The organism is Sinorhizobium fredii NGR234, assembly GCF_000018545.1.
In the GTDB taxonomy this organism is placed as follows: Bacteria; Pseudomonadota; Alphaproteobacteria; order Rhizobiales; family Rhizobiaceae; genus Sinorhizobium; species Sinorhizobium fredii_A.
Genome location: NC_012586.1, coordinates 2278641 through 2295513, shown reverse-complemented (window position 1 = coordinate 2295513; position 16873 = coordinate 2278641). Strand labels below are relative to the sequence as shown.

Genomic DNA, 16873 nt, shown 5'->3' with positions numbered 1-16873 from the left:
CAAGTCCGCCAGAGCCTACCGGCTGGTCTGCCGCAAAATCAGGTCGGGCCGGATCGTCACCCGGCCCGGCTGGTCGAGCTTGCCATCGAGCACGTCGAGGATCAGTTCCGCCGTCTTCGCGCCGATCTCGCTGGCAAAGGCGTTGATCGTCGTCAGGCTTGGCACCGAGATCGCGCCGATCTCGTAATCACCGAAGCCGCCGATGGCGATCCTGTCGGGCACGGCGATGCCGCGCCGCTGGCATTCGGTCAGCGCCCCGAAGGCGGAAAGGTCGGAGACGCAGATCACCGCTTCCGTATCGGGAAAGCGCTCGAGCAACTGCCCCATGGCGTTCGCCCCCTCGCGCATCGAGATCGGCGGCGGCCCGGCGGCGATCAGGCGCGGCGCATCGATTCCGTGATCCTTGAGGGCGGCGATGAAGCCTGCCCGGCGATCGGTACCGCGCGTATCGCGGTCGGCGTCGCCGCCGATGAAGGCGATCTTGCGGTAGCCGACGCTGACGAAGTGATCCACCATCTCGCGCACCGCGAGCGCGTTCGAGAAGCCGACGACATGGCCGATCGGCTCCTCGGGCAGGTCCCAGGTTTCGATGACCGGGATGCCGGCATTCGACAAGAGCTTTCGGGCCCGCGGCGTGTGCTTGCCGCCCGTCACGACGATCGCTTCGGGCTTGCGCCGCAGAAGCTGCTCGATCAGCCGCTCCTCTTCCGCGACATCGTAATTCGTGTAACCGAGCAGGATCTGCAGGCCGCGTTCCGAGACGCGGTCGGAAAGCGCCCGCACCGTATCGGCGAAGTTGGCGTTGTTGATCGACGGTATGGTCACCGCGATGAAGTCGGTGCGCTGCGAGCGGAGATTGGAAGCGGTGCTGTCGAAGACGTAGCCGAGCTCCTCGGCAGCGCTGAGCACCGCCTCGCGGGTCTCCTGGCTGACCGAGCTGTCACGCTTGAAGGCGCGCGAAACGGTCATCGGCGAAACGCCGGTTCGCCGCGCCACGTCGGCCATGGTCGGGGGCTTGCGATAATTGTGCATCGGCATCCATGTTATCGTTACCAATCCAAGTACACCCGGATTGTCGACGGAATGCAAGCCTCTCCTGGACGGGTGGGCAATTCTCCCCTGGATCGGGAGCGGCACCTGGCGCGGTGCCGCTCGAACTGTCGTTCAAAGGCGGTATTCGTTCGCCTGGGTGACGTGATGGTGGATGCGGCCTTCGAAGAAGCGCGCCAGCACCGCTTCGGTTGCCGCTTTCGCCGCGGCCCGGGCCGGGCTTGCCAGCGCCTTCTTGACCGTGTCTAGATCGGGATAGTTGATCGCCAGGATCATCGGGATCTCCGGCGCGCCCTCGTCGCGGGCATCGGCGAAGGTGACGCGCACGTCGAGCGCACCGGGAAAGGCCTTCCATTTCGGCAGGATGTTTTCGAGGACCGCAGCCCTGAACGCCTCGGTCTCGCCCTCCTTCACCTTTCCCTCGAACAGCGCGTAGCGGGTGATCATTCGGCAATCTCCTTGTTGGGTCCCCTGAAATATTCCATCAGCGCCGCCTGGTCCTCGCCGCCGAGGCCGGCGGCCGTCAGCATCCGGTGCACTTCGGCACAGGTCGCGGTCAGCGGCATCGCCGTGTTGGTGCGGCGGGCGAGGTCCTGCGCGCCGTTCAGATCCTTGACCATGTTGTCGATCCGGCCGGTGCGCCGATAATCCCTGGCGACGAAGCGCGGCATGTATTCCTGCAGGATGGCGCTGTCGGCCCGCCCGCCCTTCAAGGCCAGCGGGACCTTCGCCGCGTCGACCCCGGCGTCGAGCGCCAGCTGCGTCGCCTCGGCGACGGCCAGGAAATTCAGCCCGCAGAGAACCTGGTTGATCAGCTTGGTCGTCTGCCCGGCGCCGGCGGGACCCATATGCGTGTAATTCGAGGCGACGTGCTTCAGCACCTCATAGGCGTCCGCCACATCCTCCGCCTTGCCGCCGGCCATCAGCGTCAATTGCCCGACGAGCGCCTTCGGGGCGCCGCCTGAAAGCGGGCTGTCGACCCAGCGCAGGCCGGTTTCCTCGGCTTCCCGCGCCAGCGCCTTGGTGGCCTCCGGATCGATCGACGACATGTCGATGATGAGGGTTCCGGGTTTGGCGCCCTTGGCAACGCCGGTCTCGCCGAAGACGGCGATATGCACGATCCTTGCCGAATTGAGGCTGAGGATGACGGTATCGGATGCCGCCGCCGCTTCCGCTGCACTCGCCGCCGCCTTTGCTCCCTTGTCGACCAGCTCCTGCACCTTGGCCCGGTCGAGGTCGAAGACCGTCAGCTGATTGCCGGTTTCGACGAGCCTCGTGCCGATGGCGCCCCCCATGGCGCCGGCACCGATCAGTGCAACCCTGTTCGTCATTTACGCAGTCCTCCCAGTTGGACAGCGATCGCCTCGACGACCGCCTCGAGCGGCTGGTCGATGTCGACGCTGATGGCATTTTCGTCCGGTCCCGGCGGCTCGAGCGCCGCGAACTGGCTGTCAAGCAGCGCCGGCGGCATGAAATGCCCCTGCCGCTCCTTCATGCGCTTCTCGATGACGTCCCTTGTGCCTGCCAGATGGATGAAAGTGACAGGCTCGCCTGCCGTGCGGGCAATATGCGTGCGGTAGGCGCGCTTCAGCGCCGAGCAGCCGATGATCGTCGGTCCGGTGCCGGCTGCAAGCGCCTCGCCGACGCGGGTCAGCCAGGGCCATCGGTCGGCGTCGTCAAGCGGGGTACCCTTGCTCATCTTGGCGATATTTTCCGCCGGGTGCAGGTCGTCGCCGTCGAAATAGACGGCGCCGATACGCGTGGCCAGCGCCGCGCCGACCGAGGACTTGCCGCAGCCGGCAACGCCCATCAGCACCATGCGCCGGGGGAAATCAGAGGGATGCGGTGATGCCGCCGTCGACATAGAGCACGTGTCCGTTCACGAAAGAGGAAGCGTCCGAGGCGAGGAAGACACAGGCGCCGACCAGTTCTTCAACCTTGCCCCAGCGGCCGGCCGGGGTGCGTCTTTCGAGCCAGGCCGAGAAATCCGGATCGGCGACCAGGGCAGCGTTGAGCGGCGTATCGAAATAGCCCGGCGCGATGGCGTTGCACTGCAACCCGTATTTCGCCCAGTCGGTCGCCATCCCCTTGGTGAGATTGCCGACCGCGCCCTTGGTGGCGGTGTAGGGAGCGATGCTCGGACGGGCCAGCGCCGTCTGGACGCTGGCGATGTTGATGATCTTGCCGGCGCCGCGCTTGATCATGTGCCGCGCCACCGCCTGGCCGACGTTGAAGACCGTCGATATGTTGGTCCTGAGCAGCTTTTCGAAGGCATCGGCGGGAAACTCCTCGAGCGGCGAGCGGTGCTGCATGCCGGCATTGTTGACGAGAATGTCGATAGGCCCGACGTCGGCCTCGAAGCCATCGACGGCGCTGCGCGCCGCCTCATGGTCGGTCGCGTCGAAGGCGAGCTTTTTCGCGCCGGGGATGCGTCCCGCGGCCTCGGCGAGCTTTGTCTCATCCCGCCCGTTGAGGACGACTTCCGCCCCGGCATCGGCGAGGCCGCGGGCGAGCGCAAAGCCGATGCCCTGCGACGAGCCGGTGACGAGCGCCTGCCGGCCTTTCAGATCGAATAGTTCGAGGGCCAATTTTTCCTCCCGCATTTCATCTCGACAACTAGGGTTGATCTGTTTATGTTATCGATAACATTCAATGTCAAGGGACGGAGTTTCTGAATTGACCAAGCCCCATATTCTCCAGGTCGGCCCCTATCCTGAGTGGGACGAGGTGCCGCTGAACGAAGCCTTTACCGTGCATCGCTACTTCGATGCCGCCGACAAGGCGCGGTTCCTCGCCGAGGTCGGCCCGAGCGTCAAAGGGATCGCCACGCGCGGTGAGCTCGGCGCAACCCGCGCGATGATCGAGGCCTGCTCGGGGCTCGAAGTCATCTCCGTCTATGGCGTCGGCTTCGATGCCGTCGACCTTGCCGCCTGCCGCGAACGCGGCATCCGCGTCACCAACACGCCGGACGTTTTGACCAACGACGTCGCCGATCTCGGCGTGGCGATGATGCTCTGCCTGTCGCGCGGCATGATCGGTGCGGAAAGCTGGGTGAAGGACGGCAGCTGGGCGGCCAAGGGCCTCTATCCGCTGAAGCGGCGTGTCTGGGGCCGGCGCGCCGGCGTGCTCGGCCTCGGCCGGATCGGCTACGAGGTCGCCAAGCGCCTCAAGGGCTTCGACCTGGAGATCGCCTATTCCGATGTGGAAGCGAAGCCTTATGCATCCGAATGGGAATATATCGCCGATCCGGTGGCGCTTGCCGAACGGTCGGACTTCCTCTTCGTCACGCTCGCCGCTTCCGTCGCGACGCGCCACATCGTCGGCCGCGAGGTGATCGCCGCACTCGGAGCCGAGGGCATGCTGATCAACATATCCCGCGCCTCCAACATCGACGAAGAGGCGCTGCTCGAGGCGCTGGAAAACAGGACGCTCGGCTCTGCGGCGCTCGACGTCTTCGAGGGCGAGCCGGCGTTGAACCCGCGCTTTCTTGCCCTCGACAACGTGCTGCTCCAGCCGCACCATGCCTCGGGCACGATCGAGACGCGCAAGGCCATGGGCCAGCTGGTGCGCGACAATCTCGCCGCGCATTTTGCCGGCAAGCCGCTGCCGACGCCCGTATTGTAAGGAGCCAGTGATGAAAGCCATCGTCGTTCATGGCGCAAAGGATCTGCGCATCGAGGAGCGGTCAGTCGAGGCACCGGGCGCCGGCGAAGTCCGGCTTCGCCTCGCCGTTGGCGGCGTCTGCGGCAGCGACCTGCACTATTACAATCACGGCGGCTTCGGCACGGTGCGGCTGCGCGAGCCGATGATCCTCGGCCACGAGGTCTCGGCCTATGTGGAGGCGCTCGGAGCCGGCGTCGAGGGGCTGAACGTCGGCCAACTCGTCGCCGTGTCGCCGTCGCGGCCATGCCGGTCCTGCCGCTATTGCCAGGAAGGGCTGCACAACCAGTGCCTCAACATGCGCTTCTACGGCAGCGCCATGCCCTTTCCGCATATCCAGGGCGCCTTCCGCGAGGTGCTTATCGCCGATGCCATCCAATGCGTGCCGGCCGATGGCCTGACGCCCGGCGAAGCGGCGCTCGGCGAACCGCTGGCGGTGACGCTGCATGCGACGTGCCGGGCGGGCGAAATGCTCGGCAAGCGGGTTCTCGTCACCGGCTGCGGGCCGATCGGAGTGCTCTCGATTCTCGCGGCGCGCCGTGCCGGCGCGGCCGAGATCGTCGCGACCGATCTTTCCGACTTCACCCTGGCGCTCGCCAGAAAGGTCGGCGCGGATCGTGTCATCAACATGAAGAACGAGCCGGATGCGCTCACACCCTATGGCGCCGACAAGGGCAGCTTCGACGTTCTCTACGAATGCTCCGGTGCCGCGCCGGCGCTTGCCGCCGGCATCGCCGCGCTGCGCCCGCGCGGGGTCATCATCCAGCTCGGGCTCGGCGGCGACATGAGCCTGCCGATGATGGCGATCACCGCCAAGGAACTCGAACTGCGCGGCTCCTTCCGCTTCCACGAAGAGTTCGCGACGGGCGTCGGGCTGATGCAGAAGGGGCTGATCGACGTCAAGCCGCTGATCACGCACACGGTGCCGCTCACCGAAGCGGTTACCGCCTTCGAGCTGGCAAGCGACCGCAGCCAGGCGATGAAAGCGCAGATCGCCTTTTCCTGACGCGCAGACAGTTGCCGTCGCCGCGACAGCAGGGCAATCTGCGGCCAATCGAGCGGCGCCACGGCGCCGCTCGTCGACAGATGAATTGGGAGGGAAAACAGGGATGTCGTTCTTCGAGGCGGTCGACGCCGGCTTCAAGTCTTTCGTCATGGGCAATGCGCCGCTCAAGCAGATCGCGACCGGCTTCGACTGGGTCGAGGGTCCGGTCTGGTTCGGCGATGCCGGCTGCCTGCTCTTCTCCGATATTCCCAACAACCGCATCCTGCGCTGGCTGCCCGGCGTCGGCATCTCGACGTTCCGAAGCCCGTCGAACTATGCCAACGGCCACACGCGCGACGGCGAGGGACGGCTGGTGAGCTGCGAGCACGGCGCGCGGCGCGTGACGCGGACCGAGCTCGACGGCTCGATCACGGTCATTGCCGACGGCTACCAGGGCAAGCGGTTGAATTCGCCCAACGACGTGGTGGTCACGTCCGACGGTTCGATCTGGTTCACCGATCCGCATTACGGCATCATGACCGACTACGAGGGTTTCCGGGCCGAGCAGGAACTGCCCTGCCAGGTCTACCGGGTCCGCCCCTCCGGTTCGATCGAGGCGGTTTTGACGGATTTCAACTGCCCGAACGGCCTTGCCTTCAGCCCGGACGAAAGCCGGCTCTACGTCGCCGACACCGGGCGGATGTTCTCCTCTGACCCGCAGCATATCCGCGCCTTCGACGTCGGCACCGACGGCGCGCTTTCCGGCGGCGAGGTGTTCCACACGATTGTTCCGGGTGCGGCCGACGGCATTCGCGTCGACAGCGACGGCAATCTCTGGTCGTCGGCCGGCGACGGCGTGCATTGCATCGCCCCGGATGGGCACCTGATGGGCAAGATCCTGGTGCCGGAGCGGGTCTCGAATATCTGCTTCGGCGGCCGCGCCAAGCACCAGCTCTTCATAACGGCGACGACCAGCGTCTATACGATCACGCTCAACCGCAAGGGCGTGCAGCATCCCTGAAGGATGCTGCTGAGACCGTCAGGTCGCGCTTCTCGACGCCCAGTTGTGCCATTCCGCCTCGCTGCCGTGGAAGACATTGAGGTCGATGCGGCCGTCGACGCCGTGCGACAGGCCGGAGCCGGAATATTGCCAGAACAGCCATTTGCGGCCCGGATAGACCTTCGACGGATGGGCGGCGACCGCGCGCAGCCAGAAGGGATGATTGGGGAAGGCGCCTTGCAGATTGTCGCGGTAGAAGTCCGGTGCGGTGTAGATGATCGGCCGCTGGCCGTAGTGCCGCTCCAGCTTGTCCATGAAGACCTGCATCTTCTCCCGCACCCGCGCCGCCGACAGGCGTCGCTTGCAGCTCGACTCGCCGTTGTATTCGACGTCGATGACCGGCGGCAGGGCGTTGGCCTCGCGCGGCACATTGCGGATGAACCAGTCGGCCTGCTCGCCGGCCGTCCGGCACCAGTAGAAGAAGTGGTAGGCGCCGCGCTTCAGGCCGGCCTGCTCGGCCCGGCGCCAGTTCTTCTTGAACATCGGGTCGAGATGGTCGCCGCCGTCGGTCGCCTTGATATAGGCGAAGTTCGCCCCCTGCGTGCGGAGTTTCTCCCAGTCGATATTGCCCTGCCAGCGTGAAACGTCGACGCCGTGCACGGCGAGCTTGCGCGGTGATCGCTTGCCGAAATTGATCGGCTTGGCGTCGCGGAAGCGGTGGCTGTAGACGCGCGAACGGCTCCTTGGCGCCTCGTCGATCGCCGGATTGTCCGGGACGACCATGGCGACCGGACGATCCATTGGAACGGGCATGCCGGCATCGCTTTCCATGGACGTGAAGGCCTGCGGCTGCGGCACCTGGCCGGCCCAGGCGAGTTCCTCCGGCGGCTCGCCGGGCGCTTCGGCCATCTCGACGTCGCCGGACGGAACCGGGCCGGGCACCGAAACCACCGGGGCGGCGGGCATCGCCACCGAACTCGTCACTTCGCGCGACGGCCGCGCCGAAAGAACCGTTTCCGGGCCGGAACTGGAGAAACAGCCTGAAAGAGCAAGGCAGGTGAGGAGGATTGCTGGCGCAGCCGACAAACGCATTGGGAACCCGTACGCAAGACATTGTCGACGGCGGGGGCATGGTGCCGTCGCGACTGATCGGAAGTGCTAACGGGAAATTACCAACAAAGATTGAATGCGAAATTAACGGAGGCGGTCCAAGTTGCGACTCTAGTGGTGAAAACCCGAAACTTGGTACCCGACACTGGCTCCCGCCTTAGGGTGGGCAACAGCCATTCGGCGGGGTTCCGCCGAATGGCTTGATAGCGCCAGGAGCGGACATTGCAGGCGTTGCGAAATTGCCCATTTCTGCGACGTTGCAATAGTCAGGAAAGCAAGTGTCGCTTTAACCGGGAATTTTGCGACAATTCGGGAGCACAGTATCAGCCTACATGCGCTGGTTTCATTTCAGCGACAACGCCGCCCTTGCGTTAGGGGTTGAAGCCGAAAGGCGGAAACGCGCCACGGGCGTGGTTCCGGCGCAGCCGAAAGCCTGGCCCGAAGGGCAACGCCACATAACTGTGACGATCAACACGATGCGTCATGGATTCGGGGGTGAGGCTTTTTCCAGCCGTTCAACTGCGACTTGATCGGACGCGGCCTTGCGAAGCGCGGTCCAATCATCAGGCGGGTTGCCATCCTCCAGCATCCCTTTGAAAACCTTATAGGCGTCGGTCTTTGCGCCATAAGTCCGCAAAGTCGTTTCATCGTCCACCCAGGCGAAGATGATGATTTTCGCGGTAGAATCATAGCGGAAGAACAGACGGAAGCGACCATTACCGAACTTTGCCCGGAACCAGTGCTTATGCGCCTCGCCGAGCGTCGAGCCTTGCCGATAGACGGTTGCGGTCGGATCGACGGGGATTTTTTGGAACACCAGCTTGTTCAAAGCGGCCAAGAGCTTCGTGCTCGCGTTCCTCTGGTATTCGTCGGGCTTCTTTACCTTCAACGCCTCAACGGCGTCGGTCAGCTTTTCCGACTGAGCGAGAAAGAGGGGATGCGCCAGAATAGTCCAGCCATTGATCGTCAGCATGGCTAGAGCGCGACATCCCCGTCAATCTCGGCATCGAGGTCAACGTCCATGTTTCCGACAAGCGCGGCCACGCGATCGCGCAGGCTGGCAGGTAGCGCGGTGACGGATGCGCCGGGGTGTTTGCTCATGTCCTGCGCCAGAAATTCGAGGAAGCGATCCACGACCGGATCGCTTGCCTCTTCCGTTGCCTTCTCGACATAGACGCGGTGCTGATCGTCCACGAAGAAGGCGATGCGTCCGCCGTAGTCCACGCCCAAAGCCTGCCGGACGCTCTTGGGAACGGTCGTCTGGCCCTTCGCGGTGATCGTGCTTTCTTCTTTCAGCAGCGCGCCCATGATCGGCTCCAAATTTGATCCTTGGCAGATGTAAGGAAATTTCCTTACCTTGTCAAGCAAAACTATCCCTGCCGCCTATCTGGCGGGCTGGCCGACGCCAGCCGCCAGCCTCGCCCAAGCCGCAACCCCGACGAAGTCGCTGCCCCCAGATTTCCGACGGCACGGCGTCTTTGGTGATGCCGTGGAACAGCGCAAAGCCCACCACAGCGGCGGGCGCGGCGAAGATCAGCGCCACGATCAGGCGGATGATGGGGGTGCGGATCGTATCGAACAGCACCGCCAGGACGCCGAAGGCCACACCAGCGGCGAACAGGCCGACCAGCCCCCGCGCCGATCAGGCCCGATCCGGTCTGATAGGCAAATTGCGCCGCGGTCAGGCCGAGCTTGAAAGGCAGTGCATAGATGGCGAGCGTATAGGCGAGGACGCAGAGAAGCCCGACCAGCGCAACGCTCATGAACATTACCGCGTCCATTATCCTTCACCTTATACTTGCGACACCGCGTGACCATCGCCCTTCTCTCCGGTTCTATCAGCCCATGGCTCAAAGGCTCCGAACGACAGCTCGTCCTCAACCGTAGTGCAGGTGTTGTTTTCGTCGGCTTGACCGCGAAGCTGGCGACCGCCCATGCATGAAACTAGAAGATGTCGGCAAGCGGTTCGGCGCGTATATGCGTGGGAGACCACTGTCGGTATCGGCTTAGGGCCGATCTTTGCCGTTCTCCGCCGTGTTCGCTGACGAGCTGTCAAAGCTGGGGAGCCAAGCTGGCCGGGCTCAGATGCTGCTCGTCGGTAGGTGATCAAGGCAAAATGAGTCGCTAGATCGATACAGAAAGAGCCCGCGGCGGGGGACCGTTTTGGCGGGCTCGAGTTTGAGACCATCTGTTCTTCGCTGCCCGTGCCAGAATGGCTGAAGTTGTCCAGTAAGTCCTTCTGTGTAGAACTTCCACGCGTAGCCATCAGGAATTCAATCTTTGCAAGCAGGCCCTTTGAAATTCCTGATCAGCGAGGCAAGATCCGGTTCATCGACGATGAGCGCCGCGTCCTCGGTGGATAGCCAGGCCATTCTTCGCTCGCCCTTTTCGGGCCAGCTTGCCCGATGCTTTTTCACCTCGAGCGGATAGACGAGCACTTGAAGCCGTTCAAAGTTCCCGTCGCCCCGCTTCCAATACGTGTAGCTGCCAACCGGTTTCTTCGCGACCTTGCCGAAAGCGCCAGCCTCTTCATAGGCTTCCATTGCCGCTGCGTCCGTTGGCTTCTGGCCCTTCTTTGGCCAACCCTTCGGAATGATGAACCGACCGGTATCGCGTGAGGTAATCAGAAGGATTTCCACGCATTTGCCTTCTGAGATCCGAAATGGCAGGGCTGCCACCTGTTGTCGCAGTGGGGACTCGCCTGTCGAGTGCTTCTTTTCTTTCTGTTTCATCGAGAGGATGATTTAGCGCAGCAGACGAGCGAGGCAAACCGCTCCTCGCTACCATCTTCTGGCGCCGTGTCCGTCCTTCGTTTTTGGAGAAAGAGGAACGCCCGCTGATTAGGCGGGCGGGAGTCGTGAGACTCTTCGCTGTTCGCCTAAGGGACCCAGAGGGTAGCGGTAGCGATCAGGAACAACGCGCCAAAGTTGCGGAAGTTCCTTTAAGCCTGACGATGTCATCGACCAAGTACTCGACCTGATGCCGGACGGAGTCGGCCTGCTCGCTCACTGCTCGCCATACCGCGAGGCTGTACTTCCCCTCGGTGGTGGCCCAATCTAACGCCACGAGGCCAACCCAGCACAACAACGTAAAGTAGCAAATAGCGCATGCCGTAAGTGTACCACAGATAGATTTAGATATCACTAATATTATCAAAATTCGTCACTCCGGCGGCTGGAACAAAATGGGATTCTCGCTGCGGAATGACCGCAGAGGGCCGGGACCGGAACTTCGGTCCGTACCTACGAGCGGCAATAAGCACCGGCAATTCGGAAATTGAGAGCGAGCGGGCAGCTGTGGCTCGAAACAGGGTATTTGAGCCCCGGTGCCAAACGCTCGGTCTTCACCGCTAGTCGAGAATCCCTGCCGCCGCGAAACGGCCGCCCTGGTAGTCGCTGCCGGCGGCCCCTTCCGGCTCACGCTGCTCGATCGCTTCGCGATAGGGCTCGCTCGTATCCTGCGGTTTCCAGCCGAGGAACTCGGCATGGCCGTTCGACCACCAGGTATCGCGGTTCGCCGAGACGCCGTAAAGCACCAGATGGCCGATTGCCGGCGCCTCGATGACCCTGCCGATGAGCGAGATGAAGTCGCGCGGGCTCAGCCAGGTTGAGAGCATGCGGCGGTCCTTCGGTTCGTCGAAGCAACTGCCGATCCTCAGACACGCCGTCTCCAAGCCGAACTTGTCGAAATAGAGCCGTGCCAGATCCTCGCCGAAACATTTGCTGACGCCGTAAAGGCTGTCGGGCCGGCGCTCCGCCTTTTCGTCGAGCCGTTCGCCGACCGGATGGAAGCCGATCACGTGGTTGGAACTGGCGAAGATGATGCGCCGGACGCCTGCCTTTCGCGCCGCTTCGTAGAGATTGTAGGTGCCGAGGAAATTCGCCTGGAGCAGCGCGTCGAAATTCGCCTCGACCGAGATCGCGCCGAGATGCAGGATCGCGTCGCAATCGCGAACCAGCTCTTCGACCGCCTTCCTGTCGGCGAGATCGCAGCGCACCACTTCCTCGCCGCGTCCGGCGGGAGAGATGTCGACGATGTCCGTGAGGCGCAGGATCTCCGCAGACCCCTTCAATCTTTCACGCACATAGCGTCCGAGGCCGCCGCCGGCGCCTGTTACCAGAAGTCGCTTGATCATTCGTCTCACCTCGTTCAATGCGATTCGGGGTTCAATGGAGTTCGGGCTCGGGCGAAGGCGGGAGGCTGCGAGCGCAACCCCGCCCCGCCTGTCGCATGTTTTGGGCATCAATTTTCACAGCATGTTGATAAGCGCGATAACAGGCCTGGCATCGATGTCCGGCCGATCGTGACCCATCGGGTAAAGACGGGAACGACGCCCGAAAAAGCGCAGGTCCTGGGTCCCGGACCAGCGGAAATTCCCAAGATCTTCTGGACTCTTGCGTTTGGTCATCGGCGACCTCCTTTGCATTCCCGATCGGCTCGGCTAAATTAGACCTGTTCAGAAAAATGACAGGCGAGACCAGGCCCTTGAACGACGTATCCTTGAAACTGAAACCGGCACGGCGCGAACGCCTTGCCGACGTGCTCTACGGCCAGATCCTCGAGCAGATCACCAGCGGCCAGCTCGTCGAAGGCGCGAAGCTGCCGTCCGAGGCGCGCATCTGCAGCGACTTCCAGGTTTCCCGGCCGGTGGTGCGCGAAGCCCTAATGCGGCTGCAGGCGGATGGGCTGGTGGTCTCGCGCCAGGGGATCGGCACCTTCGTAAAATCGCGCCCTTCCAACAAGCTCACCGATTTCGCCGCCTCGGCGGAGATCGCCAGCTATCTGAGGGCCTTCGAGCCGCGCCTGGCGCTCGAGACCGAATGCGCCGGGCTGGCCGCGATGCGGCGCACCAAGGCGCAGTTGAACCAGATCGGCGAGGCGCTCCACGCGCTCGAGAGCGCCTTTCAGCGCGGCGAGAATGGCTGGGAGGAAGACTTCGCCTTCCACCTCGCCGTCGCGGCAGGCGCAGGAAACGAGCTTTTCCCTCGCCTCCTGCAGGATTTGCGCGACATCATGAGCGGCTCGATGCGCATGGCGTTGAGCCTCACGCAACAGGGATCGGACGACCGGCGGCGCCGGGTGCTCGAAGAGCATCGCAAGATTTTCATGGCGATCTCCAGCCAGAACGCCGATCTGGCGCGTCTTCACATGCGCTATCACCTGACCGAGTCCCGCGCCCGCGTCACCGGGTCCTACGGCGATCTCTAGCCGGTTGTCATTCCTCGGTCGAAGCGTGCCGGCAGGAGCCACCCCCCTCTGGCCTGCCGACCATCTCCCCCACAAAGGGGGAGAGCGCATGTGTTGCGCGCAGCGCCCATTAAGCGGGGCTGTTCTCCGGCGAGCCGTTTGATTGGCCCGCCTAGCTTGCCGCGAATCGATCTCCCCCCTTGTGGGGGAGATGGCCGGCAGGCCAGAGGGGGGTGAGGCAAGGGCCATCGCCGGTCGCTCGTCAGGCGATGATCGGTTGCCGTGGCGAGAGCACGGAGGCTCCGAGGTCGGCCGGGGTAACTGACGTCGCTTCATGGAAATATCCCCGGCAAATTTCCTGTATTTTTATTTTACAAGTTGAGCCGAGGCAAGAGGGGTGTTACGGAAAAGCGAGGGTACGAAACATTGAACATTCCGCGCATTGTCGCGGAAGCTCGCAAAGCTGCCTGTCAGATTGTGGTGCAAAACATGTCTTTCGACTTGACATTTGAATGCGTGCTGGACCTGCGCTGCGAGGTGGCGGAGAGCCCCGTCTACGACGAGCGGCGCGATTGCCTGTTCTTCGTCGACATCGGTCGCGGCATGCTTCACCGCGCCGAACTTTCCGGGACCAACCAAGTCGAATGGAATTTGGAGGGCGGCGCCTGCAGCCTTGGGCTGGCGCAGTCCGGCCGTCTCGTCCTCGCCCAGCGCGACCGCGTCGTGCTGTTCGACCCGGAGAGCGGCGCGATCGTTCGCCAGGTCGCGGCGGTCGAGCCGGAAAGGCCGGATACGCGGCTGAACGACGGCAAGGTAGGGCCGGACGGCGCCTTCTGGGCCGGCACCATGCACGAGGTCGCCGCCGACCGCCGGCCGATCGCCTCGCTTTATCGCGTGACGCCGGCGGGCGCCGTCGAGCGCAAGATCGACAATATCGTCTGCTCGAACGGGCTTGCCTGGAGCGCCGACGGCGCCGTCCTGTTCCACTCGGATTCGCGCGGGCCCTGGATCGACCGCTGGCAGTTCGACCCGGCGACGGGCGAGCTCTCCGGCCGTCAGCGATTGGTGGACCTCGACGAGGCAACCGGGCGTCCGGATGGCGCGGCGACCGATGTCGACGGCCACTACTGGAGCGCCGGCGTTTCGGCCGGCGTCCTCAATTGCTTTTCGCCTGACGGCCGGCTGATCAAGGCGCATCCGTTGCCGGTGCCCGCACCCACCATGCCCTGCTTTGCCGGAGCGGACCGCAAGACGCTGTTCGTCCCCTCGCTGCGCCCGACCGACAGTGGCGAGGAAAGCCGGGCCGGCGGCATTTTTGCCGCCCGCAGCCCGGTGGCGGGAGCCGTCGTCCATCGCTTCGATGATCGCCGGCTCTAGACCTTACGAAGGCTCTTGAGGGTTCGCTGCAAGGCTTCCCGTACGAGACCGATCAACTCGGTATGGATATCCGCGCGTGAACGGCCTTCGCCATCGCCGCAGATCGGGTCGACCTCGCCGAACGACTTCAAGAGATCGGCCCCGCCTTCCTTGCACTCGGGCAGGAAGCTGAAGTGATCGGCGCCGGCAACCGTGGCATAGGATCCCTGGGGCGCCAGCGCCGCCAGGCCGGAGGCGATCACCGCTGCGGGGATCGTCCCCGGGCTGCCGAGATTGATGAAGGTCATCGGGATGGCGATCTCCTTCAGGCTCTCTGCCTCATAGGCCTGGGCGAGACCCGGATCGATCAGCACAGCCGATATGATGCGCGGGTCGAGATTCGATTGTTCGAAGCGCGTCCGGTCGATCTTGCGCAGGTCGACCTTGTCGACTTCGACCGGCTTGTCGTCGACATAGCCCCTGCCGCCCGCATACCAGGCGCAATCCCATTTCTTGTAGATATCGCAGTAGCGGGCATAGGCTTCGAGATTTGCCCGGGCGCCGGCGATCTCCATGGCGGCCGCGCCGCCGAGCGAGAAGCCGACGACGCCGATGCGATCCTTGTCGATGATGGCGGTCCACTGCGGATCGGTCGCGAGCCTGTCGATTACGGCGGACAGATCCTGCGTGCGCTCCCAGAGCTTCGGCGTGTCGGCGGGGGTCGAGTCGCCGCTGGTGGTGCCGGGATGATTGGGACCGGCAACGACAAATCCGGCCTTCGCCAGTTCAGCGGCGAGCCAGCTCATGCCCTGGATGCGGCCGCCCGATCCATGCGACATCACCACCAACGGATAGCGGCCTTCGAGGAGCGGTGCGTTCGATAGCGCCGGCGCGCCCTTGAAGACCTGGTTGTCACCGACCAGCACGGCTTGCCCGCCAGGACTGGCGGGATACCAGACGGTGACCTGAAGGTTTCGCCCGCGTTCGGGCGCGCCGACGCTAATTTCGCGCACACCGGTTTCGAATGCATGGCAAGGTGCCGCGAACGCGACGGCGAGGGCAAGGGCGGCAGGAACATGCGAAGGAATCATCGGGAACCTCACGAAGTTGAAATGACCTCTAAATGATTGCGCATGCCCGGTTCTAGGGCTGCCTCGATCATGATCGAGGTCGTGCCGAATCGCGATTTAGGTCAACATCGGAGCACTACAGCGCCGCGCGCCCTATCAGGCGCGCAAGGTCGCTGTAGCACTTTGAATTGCTGCATGTGTTTTCCTTAAAGCGAGGTCGACTTAAGGACAAAGGCATGCAGTAATCGCCACCCGAAGGACATAGCTTGATCTTCCTCCCGCTGCCGTTCGTCGTCGCCTTGCTGCTTGTCATCCTTCTTGTTGCGATGCTGCGCGGCGACGAGCCGCGCAAGGGCCTACGGCCGTTCGCTGCGTTGATCTGCCTGTGCGCCGTGCAATCGATCATCGTGGGTCTGCGATGGGGTTACGACGTCACGGCTCTCAGATACGTGCTTCCAGTCATGGCGAGTTGTCTGCCACCCTTGGTGCTGGCGAGTTTCCGCAGTCTGATCCACCTGGAGGCGGGGGCAAGTCGTGCCCGTTGGCTTCACGCCGCGCCGCCGCTTGGAATAATTGCGCTGCTGGTGCTGTCGCCGGCGTTGGTCGACGGTGCGCTGATCGTGCTGTTCGTCGGCTACGCGCTGGCTCTCCTGAACCTCGGCCGCACAGGTCCCGATGCTCTGGACGAAGCGCGTTTCGACGGCGCCGACGCGGCTCACCGCGCCCTTCTCATCGCCGCCGCCGCGCTTTGTATTTCCGCCCTGTTCGACCTCGCGATTTTCCTCGATTTCCAGTGGAGCAACGGAGCCAATGCCGCTCTGATCGTGAGCAATGCAAATCTTCTGGAACTGCTCTTTCTCGGCTCTACCGCCATCGTCGCGGCGCGCGCGCGGCCGCTGCCGGCCGCCGCTCCAAACACTCACCAGGCTGCATCGCCGGCGGCGAAGGACCGCGAAATCCTGGAGCGGATCCACCATCTGCTGGTCGAGCAGCGCTTGTCCCGCGACGAAAACCTGACCTTGTCGCGGCTGGCGCGGCGGGCGGGCGTGCCGGCGCGGCAGATCTCCGGCGCCGTCAATCGCCTGGCCTGCAAGAACGTCTCGCAATATATCAACGACTTCCGCATCGCCGAAGCTTGCAAGCTTCTGCGGGAGACCGACATGTCGGTGACCGCGGCGATGCTCGAATCCGGCTTCCAGACGAAATCGAACTTCAACCGGGAATTCCGACGCGTGACCTCCCTCAGCCCGGCTTCCTGGCGCGAGCGAAGCCGGCCGTCGCCATCGTGAGCGGGTGCGGATGCCCGAGTTTGCCTGGCGTCCGGTTCAGCCTCAGAAAGTTGAGGTTCGCACCGCTTGGGAGCTTGGCCTCATCCTAAAGAAGTATAGTGCCGAGATTATGAGGGCTAACTAAGTAAATCGTCGGATACCGCTACGCTTATTTAATACTAACTGA

19 protein-coding genes are annotated in these 16873 nt (G+C 63.6%); 6 read left to right on the top strand and 13 right to left on the bottom strand.

Features of this window, described 5'->3' with window-relative positions; translation table 11 throughout:
• Positions 1–15: 15 nt before the first annotated feature.
• The 5 genes from NGR_RS10730 to NGR_RS10710 form a co-directional block, all read right to left on the bottom strand.
• On the bottom strand, positions 16–1032 hold the full coding sequence (locus NGR_RS10730; protein ID WP_164924126.1) for a LacI family DNA-binding transcriptional regulator: 1017 nt from the start codon (positions 1030–1032) through the stop codon (positions 16–18).
• 132 nt (positions 1033–1164) lie between these two features.
• Positions 1165–1497, bottom strand: coding sequence for a hypothetical protein (locus NGR_RS10725; protein ID WP_015888291.1), 333 nt, complete (start codon positions 1495–1497; stop codon positions 1165–1167).
• The gene (locus NGR_RS10720) at positions 1494–2381 is read right to left on the bottom strand and encodes an NAD(P)-dependent oxidoreductase (RefSeq protein ID WP_015888290.1); all 888 of its coding nucleotides are present in this window, start codon (positions 2379–2381) and stop codon (positions 1494–1496) included. Before NGR_RS10720 ends, NGR_RS10725 begins: the two co-directional genes overlap by 4 nt.
• A complete protein-coding gene (locus NGR_RS10715; protein WP_015888289.1) occupies positions 2378–2914 on the bottom strand; it encodes a gluconokinase in 537 nt (178 codons plus the stop codon). The genes NGR_RS10720 and NGR_RS10715 overlap by 4 nt, the downstream gene beginning before the upstream one ends.
• Entirely contained in the window at positions 2883–3638 is a 756-nt protein-coding gene (locus NGR_RS10710; protein WP_164924010.1) for an SDR family oxidoreductase, read from the bottom strand. Before NGR_RS10710 ends, NGR_RS10715 begins: the two co-directional genes overlap by 32 nt.
• A gap of 88 nt (positions 3639–3726) precedes the next feature.
• On the opposite strand from NGR_RS10710, the gene NGR_RS10705 reads away from it, so the two are divergent.
• From NGR_RS10705 to NGR_RS10695, 3 genes are all read left to right on the top strand, one after another.
• Entirely contained in the window at positions 3727–4674 is a 948-nt protein-coding gene (locus NGR_RS10705) for a 2-hydroxyacid dehydrogenase (protein WP_164924009.1), read from the top strand.
• 10 nt (positions 4675–4684) lie between these two features.
• The gene (locus NGR_RS10700) at positions 4685–5716 is read left to right on the top strand and encodes an L-idonate 5-dehydrogenase (protein ID WP_015888286.1); all 1032 of its coding nucleotides are present in this window, start codon (positions 4685–4687) and stop codon (positions 5714–5716) included.
• A 103-nt stretch (positions 5717–5819) separates the two neighbouring features.
• On the top strand, positions 5820–6716 hold the full coding sequence (locus tag NGR_RS10695) for an SMP-30/gluconolactonase/LRE family protein (protein WP_015888285.1): 897 nt from the start codon (positions 5820–5822) through the stop codon (positions 6714–6716).
• Between the two features lie 18 nt (positions 6717–6734).
• Here NGR_RS10695 and NGR_RS10690 read toward each other — a convergent pair whose 3' ends face one another.
• The 7 genes from NGR_RS10690 to NGR_RS10660 form a co-directional block, all read right to left on the bottom strand.
• On the bottom strand, positions 6735–7787 hold the full coding sequence (locus NGR_RS10690) for a glycoside hydrolase family 25 protein (protein WP_015888284.1): 1053 nt from the start codon (positions 7785–7787) through the stop codon (positions 6735–6737).
• 499 nt (positions 7788–8286) lie between these two features.
• Positions 8287–8778 carry a type II toxin-antitoxin system YhaV family toxin gene (locus NGR_RS10685; protein WP_015888283.1) on the bottom strand — a complete coding sequence of 164 codons (492 nt, stop codon included), beginning with the start codon at positions 8776–8778 and terminating at the stop codon, positions 8287–8289.
• Positions 8779–8780: 2 nt separating this feature from the next.
• Positions 8781–9113, bottom strand: a complete 333-nt coding sequence (locus tag NGR_RS10680) for a type II toxin-antitoxin system PrlF family antitoxin (RefSeq protein ID WP_015888282.1) — start codon at positions 9111–9113, stop codon at positions 8781–8783.
• Positions 9114–9165: 52 nt separating this feature from the next.
• Positions 9166–9390, bottom strand: coding sequence for a hypothetical protein (locus NGR_RS33850; protein WP_432654008.1), 225 nt, complete (start codon positions 9388–9390; stop codon positions 9166–9168).
• Positions 9391–10078: 688 nt separating this feature from the next.
• Positions 10079–10537 carry an NUDIX hydrolase gene (locus NGR_RS10670; RefSeq protein WP_015888280.1) on the bottom strand — a complete coding sequence of 153 codons (459 nt, stop codon included), beginning with the start codon at positions 10535–10537 and terminating at the stop codon, positions 10079–10081.
• Positions 10538–11154: 617 nt separating this feature from the next.
• A complete protein-coding gene (locus tag NGR_RS10665; protein ID WP_164924008.1) occupies positions 11155–11940 on the bottom strand; it encodes an NAD-dependent epimerase/dehydratase family protein in 786 nt (261 codons plus the stop codon).
• A gap of 114 nt (positions 11941–12054) precedes the next feature.
• On the bottom strand, positions 12055–12213 hold the full coding sequence (locus NGR_RS10660; RefSeq protein WP_164924007.1) for a hypothetical protein: 159 nt from the start codon (positions 12211–12213) through the stop codon (positions 12055–12057).
• Positions 12214–12290: 77 nt separating this feature from the next.
• Here NGR_RS10660 and NGR_RS10655 point away from each other — a divergent pair, with 77 nt between their 5' ends.
• Together NGR_RS10655 and NGR_RS10650 are read left to right on the top strand one after the other, a co-directional pair.
• Positions 12291–13013, top strand: coding sequence for a FadR/GntR family transcriptional regulator (locus NGR_RS10655; protein WP_164924006.1), 723 nt, complete (start codon positions 12291–12293; stop codon positions 13011–13013).
• 468 nt (positions 13014–13481) lie between these two features.
• The gene (locus tag NGR_RS10650; protein WP_015888277.1) at positions 13482–14369 is read left to right on the top strand and encodes an SMP-30/gluconolactonase/LRE family protein; all 888 of its coding nucleotides are present in this window, start codon (positions 13482–13484) and stop codon (positions 14367–14369) included.
• Here NGR_RS10650 and NGR_RS10645 read toward each other — a convergent pair.
• Positions 14366–15439 carry an alpha/beta hydrolase family protein gene (locus tag NGR_RS10645; protein WP_015888276.1) on the bottom strand — a complete coding sequence of 358 codons (1074 nt, stop codon included), beginning with the start codon at positions 15437–15439 and terminating at the stop codon, positions 14366–14368. The two genes, NGR_RS10650 and NGR_RS10645, sit on opposite strands and share 4 nt — an antisense overlap.
• A gap of 245 nt (positions 15440–15684) precedes the next feature.
• On the opposite strand from NGR_RS10645, the gene NGR_RS10640 reads away from it, so the two are divergent.
• Positions 15685–16707, top strand: coding sequence for a helix-turn-helix domain-containing protein (locus NGR_RS10640; RefSeq protein ID WP_015888275.1), 1023 nt, complete (start codon positions 15685–15687; stop codon positions 16705–16707).
• The last annotated feature ends 166 nt before the right edge of the window (positions 16708–16873 follow it).

What these genes read in the sequence shown, in the direction of transcription:
- NGR_RS10730 (WP_164924126.1), bottom strand. Translation starts at nt 1,032, where the DNA reads ATGCACAATTATCGCAAGCCCCCGACCATGGCCGACGTGGCGCGGCGA.
- NGR_RS10715 (WP_015888289.1), bottom strand. Translation starts at nt 2,914, where the DNA reads ATGTCGACGGCGGCATCACCGCATCCCTCTGATTTCCCCCGGCGCATG.
- NGR_RS10685 (WP_015888283.1), bottom strand. Translation starts at nt 8,778, where the DNA reads ATGCTGACGATCAATGGCTGGACTATTCTGGCGCATCCCCTCTTTCTC.
- NGR_RS10660 (WP_164924007.1), bottom strand. Translation starts at nt 12,213, where the DNA reads ATGACCAAACGCAAGAGTCCAGAAGATCTTGGGAATTTCCGCTGGTCC.
- NGR_RS10725 (WP_015888291.1), bottom strand. Translation starts at nt 1,497, where the DNA reads ATGATCACCCGCTACGCGCTGTTCGAGGGAAAGGTGAAGGAGGGCGAG.
- NGR_RS10645 (WP_015888276.1), bottom strand. Translation starts at nt 15,439, where the DNA reads ATGATTCCTTCGCATGTTCCTGCCGCCCTTGCCCTCGCCGTCGCGTTC.
- NGR_RS10650 (WP_015888277.1), top strand. Translation starts at nt 13,482, where the DNA reads ATGTCTTTCGACTTGACATTTGAATGCGTGCTGGACCTGCGCTGCGAG.
- NGR_RS10690 (WP_015888284.1), bottom strand. Translation starts at nt 7,787, where the DNA reads ATGCGTTTGTCGGCTGCGCCAGCAATCCTCCTCACCTGCCTTGCTCTT.
- NGR_RS10680 (WP_015888282.1), bottom strand. Translation starts at nt 9,113, where the DNA reads ATGGGCGCGCTGCTGAAAGAAGAAAGCACGATCACCGCGAAGGGCCAG.
- NGR_RS10700 (WP_015888286.1), top strand. Translation starts at nt 4,685, where the DNA reads ATGAAAGCCATCGTCGTTCATGGCGCAAAGGATCTGCGCATCGAGGAG.
- NGR_RS10665 (WP_164924008.1), bottom strand. Translation starts at nt 11,940, where the DNA reads ATGATCAAGCGACTTCTGGTAACAGGCGCCGGCGGCGGCCTCGGACGC.
- NGR_RS10695 (WP_015888285.1), top strand. Translation starts at nt 5,820, where the DNA reads ATGTCGTTCTTCGAGGCGGTCGACGCCGGCTTCAAGTCTTTCGTCATG.
- NGR_RS10670 (WP_015888280.1), bottom strand. Translation starts at nt 10,537, where the DNA reads ATGAAACAGAAAGAAAAGAAGCACTCGACAGGCGAGTCCCCACTGCGA.
- NGR_RS10720 (WP_015888290.1), bottom strand. Translation starts at nt 2,381, where the DNA reads ATGACGAACAGGGTTGCACTGATCGGTGCCGGCGCCATGGGGGGCGCC.